The sequence below is a fragment of the Fusibacter sp. A1 genome (assembly GCF_004125825.1).
Taxonomy (GTDB): Bacteria; Bacillota; Clostridia; order Peptostreptococcales; family Acidaminobacteraceae; genus QQWI01.
In genome coordinates, this window is the sequence record NZ_QQWI01000003.1 from 229,649 (window position 1) to 248,924 (window position 19,276).

Below are 19,276 nucleotides of genomic sequence, written 5' to 3' on the forward strand. Positions count from 1 at the left end.
ACCACCTCCACCTCTCATGTTAACAAAAAACGCCCCGACTGTCATCGGGGCGTTTCACTTTAATTAAACTAATGTTTCCATACCTTTATCAAGCAGGTATTTCTTCATTTCAGCTACTTCTGAAGGAGATGCCAACACGTAGTGTTTTTCACGGATCTCAACCCATTCAGGTTTTTCAACATCGTAGTTGTGCATTGCGCGGTCGTATCCAAAACGCTTTCTAGTTCTCTCGTATCTTGGGTCCGGTAACGGAATCGCAGATAGTAGGGATTTAGTGTATGCGTGTAGTGGATTCTCATAAAGCTCGTCAGAAGACGCAAGCTCTACGATCTTACCCTTGTTCATAACGCCGACTCTGTCCGAAATGTATTTAACCATCGAAAGGTCATGTGCGATAAAGAGGTAAGTTAAGTTACGACCTTTTTTTAGGTTGTTCATCAGGTTGACTACCTGTGCCTGAATCGAAACGTCCAGTGCAGAGATCGGTTCATCCGCAATGATCAGTTTTGGCTCGATGGCAAGCGCTCTTGCGATACCGATACGCTGTCTTTGTCCGCCTGAGAACTCATGCGGGTAACGGTTGGCATGCTCTCTGTTAAGACCAACAGTCTCAAGCAGGTCATACACGCGTTCCATTCTATCTTTTTCAGTAGGTGACATCTTGTGAACGTCAAGACCTTCAGCGATGATGTCCGCAACCGTCATACGAGGGTTAAGAGACGCCTGAGGATCCTGGAAGATCATCTGCATGTCTTTGCAAAGTTCTTTTTTCTCAACTTTAGACATTTTGCCGCTGATCAGTTTTCCGTTAAACCAAACTTCACCGCTTGTTGCTTCATATAGTCTGATGATTGTACGACCTGTTGTCGATTTACCAGAACCCGACTCACCAACAAGACCGAAAGTCTCACCTTCGTAAATATCGAAAGTTACGTTGTCTACCGCTTTTACAAGCGCGTGACGACCTAATTTAAAGTGTTTGTTCAGGTTTTTAAGCTCAACTAGTTTTTTTCTGTTATCTACCATTAGAATCCAGCCCCTTCCCATAACTTTCTAATTGCTGAAGGCGGTGTCACTTTAGGTGCATCTGGATGCAATAACCAAGTAGCCGCATAGTGCGTATCAGAAATTTTGAACAGTGGTGGTTGCTCTTCAAAGTCGATTTGCATTGCAAATTCAGAACGGATTGAGAAAGCATCACCGACTGGTGGCGACATCATATCCGGTGGCGAACCAGGGATAGAGTAAAGCTCGTCGTCATCCGAATCAAGAGCCGGCATCGAACCCAACAGACCCCATGTATATGGATGTTGTGGTTTGTAGAAGATCTCATCTGAAGTACCGACTTCTACAAGTTTACCAGCGTACATAACGATTACACGGTCTGCAACGTTTGCTACAACACCAAGGTCATGTGTGATAAAGATTACAGAGACACCCGTTTTTTCTTGAAGCTCATTGATCAGCTCAAGAATCTGCGCCTGAATTGTAACGTCAAGTGCCGTTGTAGGCTCGTCACAAATCAGAATTTTTGGGTTACAAGCAAGCGCGATCGCGATTACGATACGCTGTCTCATACCACCCGAAAATTGGTGAGGATACTGCTTGTATCTGTCAGGAGCATCAGAGATACCAACAAGTTCGATCAGTTCGATCGCCTTTTGTTTTGCTTCTGCCTTCGACATGCCTTGGTGCTTGATCATGCCTTCAGCGATTTGTCTACCTATTGTCATTACAGGGTTTAATGATGTCATTGGATCTTGGAAGATCATCGCGATCTTCTTACCGCGCATCGCCTGTAAGTCTCTTTCGTTCATTTTTGTTACGTCTTCGCCTTCAAAGATGATTGAACCCGAGCTGTAAAAACCGTTACCTGCAACGATACCCATGATCGCTTTTGTTGTAACCGACTTACCAGATCCTGACTCACCTACGATTGCAAGTGTCTCACCTTGATAAAGTTCAAAATCAACGCCTCTTACTGCTTTAACAGTTCCACCATGCGTGTGGAAAGAGACACCAAGATCTTTGACTTCAAGTACTACATTGTTATTAGTCATATCTAATCTCCTCCCTAGTTATTACGCATTCTTGGGTCAAGTGCGTCACGAAGCCCATTTGCGAATATGTTGATTGAAAGCATCAGTACAGATAGAACCGTTGATGGAATGAATACCATCGATGGTTGGAATCGTAAGAACGCTCTAGAGTCATTTACTACAGAACCAAGCGATGCATTCGGTGCTGGAATACCAAGACCGATGAACGATAGGAAGGCTTCTGCAAAGATCGCACCAGGAATCGAGAAAGTGATCATGATGATGATCTGTCCGATTACGTTTGGAATCAAGTGACGTCTGATCAGATCAGCGTTTGATGTACCAAGCGTTCTGGCTGCCATAACAAATTCTTGTCCTCTGATTTTAAGGAACTGCGCACGTACAACACGCGCCATACCGATCCATCCACCAAAGGCGATCGCCAGCGACATCGAGAACAGGCCGGAACCCAAGATCATGATGAAGATGATGACGATAACAAGCCACGGAATACCACCGATGATTTCTGTGATACGCATCATGACCATATCGATACGTCCACCGTAGAAACCTGCGATTGAACCGTATGTCACACCGATCATAAAGTCGATGATTGCCGCTAGGACACCAACATAAAGGGATACGCGAGTACCTCTCCAGATACGAGTCCACATGTCACGGGCAAGGTCATCCGTACCGAACCAGAAGTATTCGTCTTCGATACCGTTTTTGATATAAGAGAACTCTTTGATGTTGTAACGGACAACTTGGTTGCCTGCCTCATCGATTACCGAGTATTCTTTTAATAGTTCATATTCGCCTTCTTTATAAAGCGCTAGACGATTCTGACCCATTTCGATTTCTTTTGTACCATCTAGGAAACCGATCTTTTCAAGACCTGGTACTCTAGGTGGTAACTTTGAGTGTGCTTTAAGCGGTTGAATCTGTTGGTCATACGAGTATGGGTTCATCATCGGGCCAAAAGCAGCCATGAAAAGGATGAACAAAAGCATGAACATTGCGATAACCGCACCTTTATTTTGGAAAAGTCTTACTCTAGCATCCTGCCAGAAAGTCAGACTTGGTCTTGAGAATTTTTCTTGCTCGCTCAGGTTAAGAGCCACCGGCTTGAACTGCTCGGGAGAGATCTTTTTAATTTCTGACATCTTAGTTACCTCCCGCAATTCTGATACGTGGGTCGATTACTCCGTATAGAAGGTCAACCACAAGTACTACTGCGATAAATAGTCCTGAGAACAGCGTCGATACCGTAAGTACGATAAAGTAGTCGTTCAACGTGATACCTGAAACCATCAATTGACCGACACCTGGAATACCGAAGATGTTTTCCATGATAACACCACCGTTAAGTAGTGAAAGTACCATTGGGCCGACGATAGTTACTACTGGAATAAGTGCGTTTCTTAGTGCGTGTCTGAAGATGACTTGTGTACGAGTCAATCCTTTTGCACGTGCTAGTAAAATGTAATCCGATGCGATAACTTCTACAAGTTCTGTTCTTACAAAACGAGTAAGGGAAGAAATCGGACCAACCGCCATTGATACCGCTGGTAGTATGATGGACCAGAAGTTGCCGTCCTCATATAATACCGGGAATATCGGAAGTTTTACACCTAAGTAATACTGTAATCCCATCGCAAATACGAAACTCGGAATCGAAACACCAAGTACTGCGAGGAAAACGATAAAGTTGTCGTAGAACTTTCCACGATTAAGTGCCGCAAGAGCACCAAGGATAATACCGATAACCACACCCATCGATAAAGCCAGTGATCCGACTTTGATCGTTCTTGGCCATCTTGGAACAACCAAGTCCTTAAGCACATCTTGGTTGTCGTACATGAACGACTTTCCAAAATCACCTTTAAGCATGTTTGTCATGTACCGCCAGTACTGCATCGGTAATGGGTCGTTAAGACCATACTTCTCGTTTAAAATTGCAACTTGTTCCGCCGTTAACTTGTCGTCTTGGAACGGAGAACCTGGTAGCATTTGAAGTAGTAAAAATGTCACTGTGACAATCAACCACAACGATAATGCACCGTACACGATTCTTTCTAATGTGTAACGTAGCAAACAACTCACCTCCATAGAATTTTGTAATGTAATTAATCCACACTCATAATTATAAACTAAAGATGAACATTTTAATTTAAAATAAATTTAACATTTAGGTTATCCACAGTTGTGGATAACTCAACACCTTACTACACAACGTTCACAGGAGTTGTCAACAGTTTAAAAATAGTCAGAAAATTGCTTGCAATGGCGTTTTTGTTAACATTTCATTCATATTTTCGTTTTTTTTGAGCAAAATGCTTGCATAATGCCACCGAAGTGAAACGTTTTCCTGCAATTGTGGCCGTATAAACTTTCACTGATATGAATACTTGCCACTCCAGTGCGGTTCATGTAAAATGCAACTAGGAGGAAGAGTATGAAAACATTTAGACAATCACTTATGATAAGCGCAGTGATGATCGGCTTATCTGCGTTGCTTTCCATTTTAAAGGCAGACTTCATAAAAGAGACACTCAATTCCATGTTCATCATTGCAGGGATTTGCGTGGTGGTATCCGGTTTTAAATTCATGCACGAGCGCGGCGCCTTTAGGTTCATGTCGTATTCCTTTTACAAATCAGGAAGAGCTGTCGGTCTGACTGGCAGATCAAAACGATCAGAGTATGTCGACCGAATGGAGCACGAAGCTGGTGTCGAACCACATCAACTCAACAGCAGAAGAAAAGAGAAGGAACTTGATGATTTCATCTTGAACGAGATCCCCTCATGGGGATTCACCAATGCCTTGTTCTACAGTTCCCTGCTGGTCTTGTTTTTAAGTTTCTTAGGCAGTATCGCGGTATCATAAATAAAAGCTGTAAAAAGAAGGTTCTACCTTCTTTTTACAGCTTTTTTTAGTAGCTTCTAATTTCTTCTGAAAAATTTATAGGTTTCCATGATAATCAGAGGCGTTATGGCCAGACACACTGTCGCTATCACCTCTAGACTTGAAAGCCATGTCAGCTTAAATACACTTCTTGCCTGTGGTATCAGGTATACAGCCATTAGGGCGAAAAAGGACAAGAGCGTACCTTGATTCAATCGCTTATTGCTGAATATTCCAAGCTTGAGCACCGACCCGAACCTGCTTCTGACATTGAAGCTATGGACGAGCTGTGACATGCTAAGGGTTAAGAAAGTCATCGTTCTTGCGGCTTCCACACTATCCTTCAAGCCTATTTTGAACGCCAAAAGGCTCAAGCTTCCAATCATGATTCCCTGTAGCAGGATGTCCAAAATCAGACCCTCTCCAAGTATTGAAACATCGGGATTCCTAGGCTTTCTTGTCATCAGATCGGGTTCACTGTGTTCGACTCCTAAAGCAAGAGCGGGGAAGGAATCGGTGACCAGGTTGATCCACAAGATGTGTATGGCCAAAAGAGGCATCGGCAACCCGAAGGAGATGGCGATCAGAAGCGTGAAGATTTCACCCATGTTCGATGCCAATAAGAAGTTGACGGATTTTTTTATATTGTCATAAATCGTTCGGCCTTCTTTAACGGCGCTGACGATGGTGGTAAAGTTGTCATCTGTAAGGATCAGATCGCTTGCTTCTTTCGACACGTCCGTCCCTGTGATTCCCATCGCACATCCAATATCTGCGCCTTTAAGTGCCGGAGCATCGTTTACTCCGTCCCCTGTCATCGCGACTATTTGTCCTTTTGCCTTCAGTGCTTTTACAATCCTAACCTTATGCGAGGGCGAAACCCTTGCGTAAACAGAAACCTCGTTTACAATGTCTAAAAAGTCATCCTCTGACAACGCATTCAGCTCGGTACCCGAAATCGACCTGTCTCCTTCTTTTAGAATTCCGAGTTGTGTCGCTATCGCCACAGCGGTATCCTTGTAGTCACCGGTGATCATGACCGTTCTTATGCCGGCACGCGTCGCTGTTGCGACAGCCGACTTGACCTCTTCACGCGGGGGATCGATCATTCCCATCAGACCGACGAAGGTCAAGTCTTTTTCGACATTCTCCACATCGACATCCTCCGGAAGTTCATCGAAGGTCTTTACAGCGAATGCCAGCACTCTGAGAGCCCTTGCGGACATTTCAGAAATTCTGGCGGTTATCCGCTGCCTTGCTTCCTCCGTCAGCGCCTTTTTTCCATCCGGTGTCATGATCGTACTGCATTTGCTAAGCATCTGGTCCGGAGCGCCTTTAACATATGCCACAACTCCGTTTTTTTCACGATGTAGCGTGCTCATCATCTTCCTATCCGAATCAAAGGGAACCTCTGCGATTCTTATGATTTGCTCAAAACTTTTTTTAGTCAAGTCATAGGAGTTGCCAAGAGCCAAAAGTGCGGTCTCCGTCGGATCCCCTATCTGATCGTCTTTTCCATCCCTCTCCACAACCGAAGCGTCATTGCATAGCACTCCTGTTTTAATGAGTAGCCTATCTATGTCTGTGAGTTCAATGCCACCTGAAACCTGCTTATGTTCATCCGTATAGATTTCTGTAACGGTCATCTTATTTTGTGTCAGTGTTCCTGTCTTATCAGAACAAATCACCGATGCCGATCCAAGTGTCTCCACAGCAGGTAGTTTTCTTACAATCGCATTCGAGCTGATCATGCGGTTGACACCCATTGCCAGTACGATCGTCACAATCGCAGGTAGCCCCTCCGGAATAGCCGCAACCGCCAAGGAAATCGCGATCATCAGCATTTCAAACATGTCCCGACCTTGTAAATAACCGATGAAAAAGATAAGCGCACAAATAATCACAGCGCCTATGCCGAGCATTTTTCCCAGCTCTGCAAGTTTAACCTGAAGGGGAGTCTTTTCCTCCTCTTCCTGGTTCAAAAGATCTGCTATCTTACCGATTTCGGTGTTCATTCCAGTAGCTGTCACAAGCATGCTTCCCCGCCCTGATGTCACTCGGGAGGTCGCATAGGCCATGTTCTTTCGATCACCGATCGACAGGTCCTCATTTTGTAGTGCTTCAACCTGCTTGTTTACAGGTACGGATTCACCGGTCAGCTGGGCTTCCTCGATGCTAAGCGATGCCGCTTCGATCAGCCTTCCGTCGGCGGGAATCACATCTCCCGCGTTTAGTCTTACAAGATCACCGGGCACAAGCAGGGGCGACGGCACCTGTATGACTTGTCCGTCTCTGACCACCTCGGCGTTAGGTACCTGCATGTTCTTTAGCGCCTGCATGGACTTTTCGGCGTTGTTTTCCTGAACAAAACCAAGAACACCGTTTAGCAGAACAATGGTGAGGATGATAAATCCGTCGGCAATTTCATGGGTGAAAAAACTGATTACTGAAGCACCAATCAGAATCCATATCATGAAGTCCTCAAATTGCCTTAGGAATCTGACTACAACAGGAGTTGGTTTTTCCTGCTGCAGCACATTTTGGCCCATTTCAATCATCCGTTTTTGGGCTTCTTGGCCAGTCAGCCCGGATATCAGATCTGATTTCAGTTCAAGTGCGACTTCGTCCGTACGTTGGTTGTAAAACATAAAAGCTTTCTCCTTATCACTCGTGTCCGTTTTTCTTAGTATACCACTTAAGAAGGTTTACGAACCTGTCGATTTATACTGCGACAAACCGAATCTGAAAAACAGCAGCGAGCCGATCAAAAACAGTATGCAAAATGGCGTGCTTACCATCGCAAGCGGTTTTGCCACTCCAAAATAACTGTCTCCCACCTTGTTTAGCACAAGAAGGACAGGAAAATAGACAGTCATGGCTATGGGTACGATATAAGTGAAAAAGGTCGCAAACCATTTTTCATAGATACTCAGGGGAAACTGCCCCATTTGAAGTCCGCCGTAGGTAAAGGCGTTCATCACCTCAAGGCTCTCGACAGCCCAGAAGGAGAAGGTCGCCTGCACAAGAAGCAGCGCGAAGTAGACAATCATCGCATTGAGGATTCCCATACTCAGCAGCCCCCACTGGCCTAGCTTGACAATCCCAAGGCTTGTCACAGCATAGGCAAAAGGAATCGCTCCTTGAAGGAAGCGTCCGATATTCGCGGCTTTGAATTCTGATCCGAGTACTTGAAGGATGATGGATCTGGGTCTTACCAGAAAACGGTCAAGCTGGCCGGTTCTTATGAGATTTCCGAACATATCAAACCCTCTTGCCACCGCCTCCACCACAGAAAAGCTCATATGAAGAAGTCCGTACAGCAGGCAGATTTCCGGGAGCTTCCAGCCGTCGATCATGCTGAACCGCTCAAAGATGATGTAAAGCCCTATCACATCGATAAAGGACGCTAAAAAGCTGCCCCAGGCCGACATGAAAAAGCTGAGTGGATACTGCATCTGACTTGCGATTTTAGCACCTGCGAGTTTTATATACAATGTTGAATTTTTCAAATCAACCTCCTTGAACGACTACGTTTTTCAGCTTGCTCTCCAGTAGACGGTCATTGAGGAGCAAGACAAAAATGATCCAGAAGACCTGCACCGCCATCGAAAACAAAGCATCCCCGCCGCTCAAGTGGCCCATCAGCACCCTTGCTGGAGTATCCATAAGACCTGCGAAGGGAGTATAGCTGAAAAAGACCTGCAGTCCGTCCGGGAAAAGCGGTATCGGTAGGATCAGTCCGCTGAAGAACATCATTACAATTGGAAACAGCTTTGCTATTCCATCCGCAGACATCAGATAGATGGTCAGTATGTTAAGCGTATTGTTGAGCATGCCGGCGAGTATCCATGCCAGTAGGAGCACAATCACCGATAGGATCGCAGTCCGCACCGACAAAGGTAGCACCAACTTGTAAGGCGCAGGCAACAACATGGCTACTATCAAGATCGGTATTCCCCTCATCATGGGCATCACCCCGCGTCTGGCGAGGGACCGCATGAGCCAGGCCGTGCTGATCCTTACAGGGCGAACCATCTCGTAGGCGATCGATCCTTCCCTGATCATTGCAAGCACCTCGGGATCGGGACGCCATGCCATGAGGGTGAGCAGCATCTGGGTCATCCATATGTAGGTGACCACCTGCTCAAGGCTCATCGGCTGTACCGCGGCACTCCCTGCGTAAAATGCGATCATCACAAACACCCGCATGAATCCGAATGCGAACTGTGTGAAGACACCCGCGAGCGCTTGCGCCCGATACTGCAGGGCCATCATGCTTTGTGTCTTGAGCATCAGCAAATAGGCTTTCATGACCATTCACCGTAAAGCCTTGCGATAATCTCCTCGATAGGCGGATTCTCTACCAGAAGGTCTTTGATGTTCACTTGTTCCGCAAGCCACTGGATCGCATGTTGCGGCAAAAGCTCTTCGGGATTGAACTCCATGATCAGCTTACCGCCCTTTTGACTCATCAAATCCAGTTTAGGCATGGACTGAGTGATCGGTTTACCGTCATAGTCGACGATAATCCTTTTTTTATTGTGAACGCGTTTTCTAAGGTCGAGTAGGGATCCGTCAAAGGCGAGGCTTCCATGGTCGATGACCATCACCCGGTTGCATAGGGCTTCGATGTCGTCCATGTCATGGGTTGTAAGGATGACAGTGGTTCCATACTCCCTGTTGAGCTCCTGAACGAAGCCTCTGACCGTCTGTTTTGACGTGGCGTCAAGACCGATTGTAGGTTCATCTAGAAAGATGATTTCGGGTAGATGCAATAAGGATGCGACCAGTTCCGCCCTCATTCTTTGCCCCAGGCTCAGCTGTCTGACAGGTCTATTTATGAACTCATGAATACCGAGACCTTCAATCAGCCAGTCAAACTGTTTTTTATAAATATCATCGGGCATCCTGTAGATCGCCTTTAAGAGATCAAAGGAATCCGCAAGTGGCAGATCCCACCAAAGCTGCGACTTTTGTCCGAAGACCACACCAATTTTGGAGGCGTGTTCCTTTCTGGACTGGTAGGGTACAAGTCCGCCTACTGAGATGCTGCCCCTATCCGGCACAAGGATACCTGTAAGCATTTTTATCGTCGTCGATTTGCCGGCGCCGTTTGGCCCCAGATACCCGACTAACTCACCTTTTTTAATTTCGAATGATAAATCTCTGATTGCTTGAACTTCTTGATAGCTTCGTTTGAAGAACTGCTGGATTGCGGCTTTTGAACCGGACCCTCTGACGGGTACTTTAAAACTTTTGGAAAGATCTGATACTTTGATTTGCATTGGTTACCTCCTGTAGCGACAATTTCAAAAATGACAACTACTACAGCGCTCCACATGTCACTCGTGGAGAATATAGGTTTGCGCTCGGCAGTGTCCATTGGGATTTACCAAGTCGGAAAATCAGTATATCACTTTGAATTCAAGCTGTCCAGACCGTTTAAACACCTCATGGAACCGAAAATTTTTATAATGGTTTTTTCCAACATCATCCGTAAATCCCTTAAAAGAGACAGTTCTACACCCATCGGGATTTATTAAGTTTTCATGTCCTGTCACAGCGGTGTGTAAATCTAACACAGTTTGGTATATATTAATAGTAGGACTGCAAATTTTCTGTCAGCAGTACCACTAGTCTAAGAAAAGGAGGTCAATATGTCAAAACGAATGCTTTTAGTATTTTTAATCGCTATATTTGCAATTCTGCCGCTAAGTGCCGACGCTTATCAACCGATAACCGTGCTGATCGATGGACAGCCGCTCGTTTCAGATGTTGACCCACAAATCGTCAACAGTAGGACACTTGTCCCGCTGAGGGCTATCTTCGAATACTTCGGTGCCGATGTGATGTGGGATGGAACCACAAAAACCGTCACAGCGACCACTTCTGATAAGACCATCAAACTGACCATCGATGAGGTCACCGCTTATGTCAATAATAAGCCAAGCCTGCTTGATGTTCCAGCAACCATCATCGATAGTCGCACCATGGTACCGCTTCGATTCATTTCAGAGGCCCTAGGGGCCCATGTCGAGTGGCAGGCGGATACCCGAACGGTTCTGATCACAACTAAAAGCACCAAGCCATCCGGGTCCTACGAGGATATTTCTCTGGGGATGTCATTTGATGAGGTGGCTTCTGTCTTAGGCGATGTGGACCGAGTGGTGGAGAGCATGTTCGGTTTTCAGTGGAACATGTTTCATAACGACTATGCGGATTTCAACATGATCGGCATACGTGATAACCGGGTTGTCGCGATCTATTCGATGGCCGGGATTCAAATCGGAGACAAGACCATCAAGCTTGGGGATACCCGGGAACTTGCAAGAGACACTTTTGGTTCGACGATCGACTACATCATCAAGGGCTCCAGCAAATACTACTATAACGAGACCGACATCGATATCTTCAAATTGAGCACATCCTATCTGAGAGTCTTTTATGACGACTACGAGGGCACTACCGTCACTTCTGTTTATCTACTGGATCAGTCCGAAGAGACCCGGCTTAGGGGGTATTACGGAACACCGACGGAAACGCTTCGGGATTCATTCGAAAAGCAGCTATTCGATCTTGCAAACGCCGAGAGAAAATTGAGTGGCTTAACCCCCTTTGAATGGGCACCGGAGCTGGTTCCTATCGCAAGGGCCCATAGCCAGGATATGATCGACCGTGCCTTCTTCGACCACGTCAATCCAAGCGGCCTGTCACCACATGACAGACTTAGACTTAGCGGGCTTGATTACCAGACTAGCTCTGAAAACATCGCCTGTGGTCAGATAAGTGCTATTTTCGCACATGAGGACCTGATGAACTCAATCGGTCACCGCAAGATAATCTTAGGTGATTCACAGCGTTTTGCCGCGGGAGTGGCATTCGGAGGCACCTATTATCAGTACTTCACTGAAAATCTATACACTCCCAACTGAATGAGTTCAAAAAAGACAAATACCGCAGAAACCTCTGCGGTATTTTTTATTAGTCTTCAAATGGTAAGTTCAAATCCTGTGTCCCTTCAAGTACAAATCTTCCGTTTTTAATGATGTCGATTTGCTCTGCGTTTTGGACTTCGACATAGATCGCTTCGAGGCTATCGTATGGAAGCGTGATATCCGTATGGACATTCGTATAGGCCTTGTCCATATCCGTGTGGCGTCTTTCGGAATACTCGTTGGTTCTAGCGATAATTTCCTTGCCATCCATCGGATTGTATACAGGATGATCTTCAGCATAACTGAAGCAGGTGTCCCCGATAGCAAAATGCGGACCCATTTTTTCAATGATCAGTATCGGCAGCTTGTCCTGTATGCCGTACTTTTGTGCCACCACGTAGGCTAAGGTGTTGGTTCCGATGGCGAACTCGCCGATCGGCAAGGATTTATGCGGGAAGATGAGGTTTTCTTCGATGTACTTTCTATTTTCCTCTTCTGAGTCGAAATTCGTACAGCTATAGTCGGAGATCATACCGTCGACAAAGGTCAGCTTTAGGTTGTGGTATCTGAAATCATCAAGGTAGATGTCCTCGACATGCAGCACTCCCTGCGTTCCCTTTAAGACCGGCGAGGTAAACACCTCACCTACCGGTATGTTCACATCGGCGACGCAGTTTACAAAATTCGTCTGTTTTTCTTTGTCTGCGATCGGATACATGGCTACCTTGATGTCTGTCGCATTGCCGTCTTTGCCTTTGACGACTACGAACTCACCCTGGTCCAAGGCGCTGATGATATGGTGTTGCATGCGTTCATAGCTTTCACTGTCTAGTTTGTTGACCTGGTAGATGTCCTCGAAGATCGCCTCAAACTCATCACCTATCTCAGGTGTCGGGAATGCGATGATGCAAAAACTTCTTTCCTTTTCGGGAACGTGTTTTTCAATCAATTGCCTTCTAGAACCCATCAACTTCTGATACAAGGCATTTTGATTGTCTTTGAGTGTGACTCTTGCCTCATTCGGTTGTGGGCTGAATGGAACCTCGCCGAACTTTTCAACAAAAAGTATTCCCGAATAATCAGCCAAAAGATCATGTGTGCAGTCGCATGCCTCAGTCATGGCTTTGACTTGTTCCTGTACAGTCTCTTCATCCAGATACAAGCCCACATCGAATTTATGGTCGTAAGCGACCTGCTTGTTGTATGCGCTGGTTTCCAGTTCTGAGACAAAACCTGAAAGCCCTTTTGTTTTTAAGTATTTAAGTATGGATTTTGTCAATCGTTCCTGACCTAAGACGCCAACAACCCTAACGCTGTTTCTTAGGGACATGTCCTTGTTGTCCCTAACGAAGCCGTTGACATAGGCCTCGACAATGTGTTTTCCCATTTCATCGAGCTTGGCTTCCGGGTAAGTGCTTAAAAATCTAGCCGTACGCTCCTCGTATTCGCTGACGAAGTCTCCGAACGCGTAGAGGTAGTCTGTAGTGGAAAGGTCGCTTTTTTCAACCAATCTTGTATAATGACTTTCTTTTGTCGACATCACCTGCTCGACATAGCTTTCAAATCTGTCTTTGGCATGTTCTAAAACATCGCCTTTTAGCAGCTCGCAAGCTACTTCATAGGTCAAAGTCTCCGACTCATAGTGCTCAAAAGCCGCTAAAGCGAGCTCGTTCAAGGCTTCTATGTTCTCAAGTCTCGTTTGATAGGCATAACCGATTCCCGATTTCATTTTATAGTACATCGCAGATAAGGCCACACCCAGTTCTCCAAGTTCCTTCTTGGCATGAACAGGATTCGCATACGAAGTCTCGTAAGACTCAGGTCTGAACTCTTGATAAAGCGCATTGTTGAGCGTTTTCATCTTTTCTACAGGCTGATCCTCTACTGGCTTGTCGGTAAACTCGATACCCAGCTGTGTGATTCTCACATTCCATGCGAGCATCGTGCGAAGCAGGCTGGAAACCTTGCTTTCATCCTCTTTTAAAAAGAACTGGGCCTGTTCCAGCTGATCGATTTGTCTTTGCAATATGTTTTTCATGTGTGATATCCTCCTAATAATATTATGCACTAAATCTGGAAATGATGATAATAATTTTTTTCTTATAAAAAAAATCCCCGATGGGCATCGGGGATTCGTTTCATCATTTACTTATTTGAATGCTTTTGCCGCTTTAATAAAGTCTCTGAACAGCGGATGTGCTTTTAATGGTCTCGACTTGAACTCTGGGTGGAACTGACCGGCTACATACCACGGATGATCTACCAGTTCGATGATCTCGATCAAACGTTCGTCAGGTGAGATACCGCTAAACACCATACCGTTTTCAATAAACATATCTCTGTAATGGTTGTTGAACTCATAACGGTGACGGTGGCGCTCGTAGACAAGCTCATGTGAATAAGCGTCATGGGCCTTTGTACCGTTTTGAACCTTACAAGGGTATAGTCCAAGTCTCATCGTACCGCCAAGTTCTTCAAGATCTTTTTGATCATGCATGATATCGACAATAGGATTCGTCGTCGTCTTGTCGAGTTCCGCCGAGTGGGCATCTGTAAGGCCAAGAACGTTTCTTGCAAACTCGATCGCCATCACTTGCATTCCAAGACATATGCCAAAAGTTGGGATCTTATGTTCGCGGGAATACTTCATCGCAGCGATTTTACCTTCAACTCCGCGGTCACCGAAGCCGCCCGGCACCAATACGCCATGCGCTCCTTCAAGCATTTCCTGCGCATTCTCATCGTTTATCTCTTCGGCGTGTATCCAGTCGATTTCTACTTCGACGTTATTTGCTAGTCCCGCATGCTTTAAGCTTTCTGCAACTGAAAGATAAGCATCCTTAAGCTCTACATATTTACCTACTAGAGCTATTTTCACCTTTTCTGTCAAGTTGAGCTCTTTTTCTACAAGAGCCTCCCATTCTGACAAGTCAGGCTCGCCGCAAGTCAGATTAAGGTGATGGCATACCTTTTCGGCAAGTCCTTCCTTTTCAAGTACTAGCGGCACTTCATAGATAGAACGGGCATCTAAGTTCTGGATGACGTTATCCGCATCCAAATTGCAGAATAGACCAATTTTTTCTCTTACCTCACGTACGATGTCATGCTCTGTACGGCAAACGATCAAATCAGGTTGAATACCGATTTCTCGTAACTCCTTGACGCTATGTTGCGTCGGTTTAGTCTTAAGCTCACCTGCTTTTCCAAGGTATGGAACAAGGGTCAGGTGGACATACATCACGTTTTCCTTACCTATGTCGTACTTGACCTGTCTGATCGCTTCAAGGAAAGGCAGACTCTCGATATCCCCTACGGTACCACCGATCTCGATGATGACGACATCCGGATTGGCATCTTCAGCTGCTCTGAAGATTCTCTCTTTGATTTCGTTGGTGATATGCGGGATAACCTGCACAGTCGCACCCAGATAGTCACCTCGACGCTCCTTGGCGATGACAGAACCGTAGATTTTTCCAGTTGTGGCATTTGAGTTTTTTGTCAGGTTGATATCGATGAAACGTTCATAATGGCCTAGATCCAAATCGGTTTCTGAACCGTCTTCTGTCACATAGACTTCCCCATGCTGATAAGGGCTCATCGTGCCCGGATCGACGTTTATATACGGATCCAACTTTTGAATGGACACCTTAAGCCCTCTAGCTTTAAGTAGCTGTCCAAGCGATGCCGCTGTGATACCTTTACCTAGCGATGAGACCACACCGCCTGTAACGAAAACAAATTTAGTACGCATACCTACCTCCATAACTTCGCTGACTCCACAGATTATCTATATTCTATACCTAAGGAATGCAGAATTACCCCAAAAAAAGGTGAGAGACCACCCCTGCGGATGGTCTGCTAAACTCCGAAGTACTTAGGCAGCCACCCGCGCGGGCTCTGCATATTTAGTTTATTAATACAAATTGGCCAAGCGATGCTTGACCAATACTCTAACTAATATATCTTCTTTCAAACTGAGTGTCAAGAAGAAAAACCGTTAGATTTTCTAAATCTTTTCTCTCTATTTTACTTCGATTTCAAACGTAGGAGGATTTTGCATATGTTTCTTTACTGCACATAAATCCATCGAGTTTATAATTGCTTTATGGTATTTTTCTGGAAAATCCGCAGCCGTATGAAGCACAAGCTTGACATTACCGATAAGTCCCGTCTCCTCATCTTTTTCAGTATCCAACTCGAGAGACATCCCTTCTGTGGACAAACCTCTCTTTTCGCAAAAACCAGCCGCGTAAATACCTGCGCATGTCGCGATACTTGCCAAGAACAATTCAAAAGGCGTTGGCGCCGTATCGTCGCCACCAGCGCGTTCGGGTTGGTCGGTCGCAACTACAAAATCTCTCACCGAGCAGTTTACTTTTTTGTTTCCTGGAAAAGACACTACCATTCTTGCCATAAGTTACTCCTTTATCGTCAATCGGATCGATGGTTACTTTCCTACTTATTCTAACACCCCTCTTAGCAGGGGGTCAACCTCACTTCAATAGATTGATGGCATAAGTCAGCTGCGTATCGGTCTGCTTAGATCGTGCTTCTGTCTGAACAGCGTTTTCTATTGCAATTTTGGTATCCACGTCCAATAGACCGTTAACAGGAATCGCAAGCTTCTCCTGAAGCGTTCTAAGCAGCTTCTCCGTTACAGGTCCGAAAGATCCGTCCACTGTAAGCTCATATCCAAGGTACCTCATTCGCTCCTGGAGTCCGTAGGTATCGATATCTCTGCTACCGCGTCTAGAAATACTTAAGGAGTTCATCGGCTTGAAGGTCGTAAGCACGGTTTCATACTCGGTCTGGTTTTCAAGGACCACATCCGGTGTCACGCCGATGCCATGGATGCTGACGTTGTCTGGCGTCAAATACTGTGCGATTGTAAGCTTCATCGCGCTATCGTCCGGCAGACCTACGATGTTCTGAACGGTTCCCTTGCCGTAGGTCTGTGTTCCGACGACTGTCGCGCGGTCGTTTTCCTTCATTGCTGCCGCAAAAATTTCTGATGCCGACGCGCTTCCGCCGTTGACCAGTACGACCATAGGTATGGTATACCCCTCAGAAAGGGAGTTATAGATGTAATCGGTGCTGCTAGCGTAATCGATCGTAACGATCCTGTCTCCGACAGGTAAGAAGTAATCGCAGATTCTGACCACCTGATCAAGCAACCCGCCTGGATTGTTCCTCAGGTCGATGACCACGCCGTGTTCAAAGACCTCTTCACTGAGTACCGCACTTAAATGCGCGGCCGTGTTCTGGTCAAATGAGCTGATGGAAATGATATCTACACCGTCCACCTCGCTGTGCTCGACGGTATTCAGTTCGATCACCGCACGGGTGATGGTGATGTCGAAGGTCTCTTTGACATTTACCCTTCTCACGGTCAAGGTGACATCCGTGCCCGTGATACCTCTAATCATGCTGACGACTTTCTCCATCGAAAAGTCCTTGATATCAACTCCGTCCACACCGACAATCAGGTCTCCGGATAGGATGCCCGATGCTTCACCAGGCGTTCCTTTGATCGGCGCGATCACTTCGATGTAGCCGTCCTTAGGCGAAATGGAAATCCCCACACCTGAAAAGCTTCCCTCCATGCTCGAATAGAAGTCATCGTACTCACTTGGAGTGAAATAGTTGCTGTGCGGGTCAAGCGCCTCCATTACACCTTTGTACATGGCGTTTAGAAGATCTTCATCGGTGATTTCCTGGTAGTAGTTCGCCTTGATATAGTCGATCATCACTTGAAGGTTTTCAAAACCCTTATCAAACTTTTCGACGCCGTCCGCATAGATAGGCATGATTGCCATAGAAAATGCAAGTAGCAGAATTATTACTTTTTTCATGTTCGCCTCCATCAATACTGGTGTAAGAGTTTTTCCTTATAGTCGACTGTGATATCCTCACGCAGGTGGTCGATAAAATCGCTTAACATCTTCGCGGCTTCCGCACGCGTCATGAGTTGAAGCGGTCTTATTGTCCCGTCTGGATACCCTTTGACAATTCCAGTTTCCCTTGCCATGTAAAATGCATCTTTTGACCATATCGGTATCTCATAGTCGTCGTTGAATCCCGTATCATAAGGAAGCGCTGGAGCAATTTCCTGTATGCCGATCGCACGAATAAGAATCGTGACCGCCTCGGCTCTTGTAAGAGGTCTTGTAGGCAAGAACTGATTGTTTCCCTCACCGAGCATGAGTCCCTCATTATAAGCGCGTTCAATGTAGATATAATAAAGGCTTTCCCGTTTTATGTCGTCAAAAGGAAGCGGCTGAGCGTTGGGACGGGTAAGTCTTATCACCGCTTCTCTTCTTTGATCCTCTGTCTCTGGTTTCATGTAGTCGATCGTGTTGATGATCGCCCGTGCAAACTGTTCTCTTGTCACATAGGTGTCTGGGAAAAAGAAGGTGTCCGTGTCAAAGGCTTCAAGGCTTCCCATTCTAAAGGATTCCTCTTGCGCCCAATGACCGCCCAAGTCGTTGTACTTGGGTACCGGAAGCCGCGTAGAAGTCTCAAAGGTATAGGTGTTGAAATTGTCCTCCCCTTTGCTCCTTACAACATTCGACCTAGCGCCCGTCGAATCTTTCCCAGGCATGTCGTAGGTGTACTGTAGGACGACTTCGGAGTTTTCGGTTTTTAACAGACCGCCTCTAAAGCTGATATGCTGAACATCGTTTAAGACATAATTGAACTCTGTTCCCTTGTTCGTCGAATATTTGAGCACCACTTTGCCGTCCCAGTTGCTCGCAGATTCGCCGCCGATCATCTCGTAGGAATAGTTGACATCCATCACCTGGGTGTTCAGTGTGGACCACTGGTTCTTATACCCCAAATCCGTCTGTGACTCACCCAAAATTGTCATTTTAGCTTCCGCATTGGTTTCATCACCGTTGATATGAAACACTTTTTTGTAATAGATGTTTCCCGAGTCAAAGCTGATTCCCGGGTGACCGTCGGATATGACCGATTTTGAATACTGGTAGCTGGTCAGGTTATACGTATCGGTGCCCACCACAATTGTTTCCTTGAGCGCACCTACAGGTAGGGTGGTATCGATGATGGTCTGCCCCATGCTGTTGTCACTGTTTTTAACCACGCTGAAGCTGACTGTTCTTTCAAGCGTGGCTTGAGCGGCCTCATTGGCCAAGCTGTACTTGACCGCAAGCGTATAGGTGTCCTTATCCGGAACAGTCGGAATCGTCACTGTTCCAGATAGAATCACAGGCTCACCGGTCACGAAGCTGACTTCCTGATAATAGTATACACCGCTTTTTAAGGTCAAATCTCCCTTGATGCCTCCAAATACCGCGTATTCATCCGCAAAGCTGAGCGGTGCGATAAGTAGTAGAAGGCATAGCAATATGCTGACTGTACGTTTCATGATGTCC

The 19,276-nt window shown here is 45.9% G+C and carries 15 protein-coding genes; 2 read left to right on the forward strand and 13 right to left on the reverse strand.

Translation table 11 applies throughout. The features are described from left to right. Positions 1 to 63 precede the first annotated feature (63 nt). The 4 genes from DWB64_RS05075 to DWB64_RS05090 are packed head-to-tail and all read right to left on the reverse strand — an operon-like array spanning position 64 to position 4,136. Complete coding sequence (locus DWB64_RS05075; RefSeq protein WP_129487115.1) at positions 64 to 1,026, reverse strand: ABC transporter ATP-binding protein; 963 nt, start codon at positions 1,024 to 1,026, stop codon at positions 64 to 66. Next, positions 1,026 to 2,060: an ABC transporter ATP-binding protein gene (locus DWB64_RS05080; protein WP_129487116.1), complete on the reverse strand. Its 1,035-nt coding sequence runs from the start codon at positions 2,058 to 2,060 to the stop codon at positions 1,026 to 1,028. Before DWB64_RS05080 ends, DWB64_RS05075 begins: the two co-directional genes overlap by 1 nt. 14 nt (positions 2,061 to 2,074) lie before the next feature. Beyond that, a complete protein-coding gene (locus tag DWB64_RS05085) occupies positions 2,075 to 3,205 on the reverse strand; it encodes an ABC transporter permease (protein ID WP_129487117.1) in 1,131 nt (376 codons plus the stop codon). Between the two features lies 1 nt (position 3,206). After that, positions 3,207 to 4,136 (reverse strand): ABC transporter permease, encoded by a 930-nt coding sequence (locus DWB64_RS05090; protein WP_129487118.1) that lies wholly within the window; start codon positions 4,134 to 4,136, stop codon positions 3,207 to 3,209. 361 nt (positions 4,137 to 4,497) lie between these two features. Between DWB64_RS05090 and DWB64_RS05095 the strand changes: the two genes are divergently transcribed. After that, positions 4,498 to 4,929: a DUF3899 domain-containing protein gene (locus DWB64_RS05095; protein WP_129487119.1), complete on the forward strand. Its 432-nt coding sequence runs from the start codon at positions 4,498 to 4,500 to the stop codon at positions 4,927 to 4,929. Between the two features lie 56 nt (positions 4,930 to 4,985). Here the strand turns inward: DWB64_RS05095 and DWB64_RS05100 are convergent, their stop codons facing one another. The 4 genes from DWB64_RS05100 to DWB64_RS05115 are packed head-to-tail and all read right to left on the reverse strand — an operon-like array spanning position 4,986 to position 10,232. Next, the gene (locus DWB64_RS05100; protein ID WP_256369610.1) at positions 4,986 to 7,637 is read right to left on the reverse strand and encodes a calcium-translocating P-type ATPase, PMCA-type; all 2,652 of its coding nucleotides are present in this window, start codon (positions 7,635 to 7,637) and stop codon (positions 4,986 to 4,988) included. A 15-nt stretch (positions 7,638 to 7,652) separates the two neighbouring features. Then, entirely contained in the window at positions 7,653 to 8,456 is an 804-nt protein-coding gene (locus DWB64_RS05105) for an ABC transporter permease (protein WP_129487121.1), read from the reverse strand. A 1-nt stretch (position 8,457) separates the two neighbouring features. Then, a complete protein-coding gene (locus tag DWB64_RS05110) occupies positions 8,458 to 9,258 on the reverse strand; it encodes a hypothetical protein (protein WP_129487122.1) in 801 nt (266 codons plus the stop codon). Next, positions 9,255 to 10,232, reverse strand: a complete 978-nt coding sequence (locus DWB64_RS05115; protein ID WP_129487123.1) for an ATP-binding cassette domain-containing protein — start codon at positions 10,230 to 10,232, stop codon at positions 9,255 to 9,257. The genes DWB64_RS05110 and DWB64_RS05115 overlap by 4 nt, the downstream gene beginning before the upstream one ends. A gap of 372 nt (positions 10,233 to 10,604) precedes the next feature. On the opposite strand from DWB64_RS05115, the gene DWB64_RS05120 reads away from it, so the two are divergent. Next, on the forward strand, positions 10,605 to 11,879 hold the full coding sequence (locus DWB64_RS05120; RefSeq protein ID WP_129487124.1) for a stalk domain-containing protein: 1,275 nt from the start codon (positions 10,605 to 10,607) through the stop codon (positions 11,877 to 11,879). A 49-nt stretch (positions 11,880 to 11,928) separates the two neighbouring features. Here DWB64_RS05120 and DWB64_RS05125 read toward each other — a convergent pair whose 3' ends face one another. The 5 genes from DWB64_RS05125 to DWB64_RS05145 form a co-directional block, all read right to left on the reverse strand. Next, positions 11,929 to 13,920 carry an aminopeptidase gene (locus tag DWB64_RS05125; protein WP_129487125.1) on the reverse strand — a complete coding sequence of 664 codons (1,992 nt, stop codon included), beginning with the start codon at positions 13,918 to 13,920 and terminating at the stop codon, positions 11,929 to 11,931. 111 nt (positions 13,921 to 14,031) lie between these two features. Continuing rightward, complete coding sequence (locus tag DWB64_RS05130; protein WP_129487126.1) at positions 14,032 to 15,633, reverse strand: CTP synthase; 1,602 nt, start codon at positions 15,631 to 15,633, stop codon at positions 14,032 to 14,034. A gap of 270 nt (positions 15,634 to 15,903) precedes the next feature. Next, the gene (locus DWB64_RS05135; RefSeq protein ID WP_129487127.1) at positions 15,904 to 16,296 is read right to left on the reverse strand and encodes an OsmC family protein; all 393 of its coding nucleotides are present in this window, start codon (positions 16,294 to 16,296) and stop codon (positions 15,904 to 15,906) included. 79 nt (positions 16,297 to 16,375) lie between these two features. Continuing rightward, positions 16,376 to 17,734, reverse strand: a complete 1,359-nt coding sequence (locus DWB64_RS05140; protein WP_164980243.1) for a S41 family peptidase — start codon at positions 17,732 to 17,734, stop codon at positions 16,376 to 16,378. A gap of 11 nt (positions 17,735 to 17,745) precedes the next feature. After that, complete coding sequence (locus tag DWB64_RS05145; protein ID WP_129487129.1) at positions 17,746 to 19,269, reverse strand: S-layer homology domain-containing protein; 1,524 nt, start codon at positions 19,267 to 19,269, stop codon at positions 17,746 to 17,748. Positions 19,270 to 19,276: the final 7 nt, after the last annotated feature.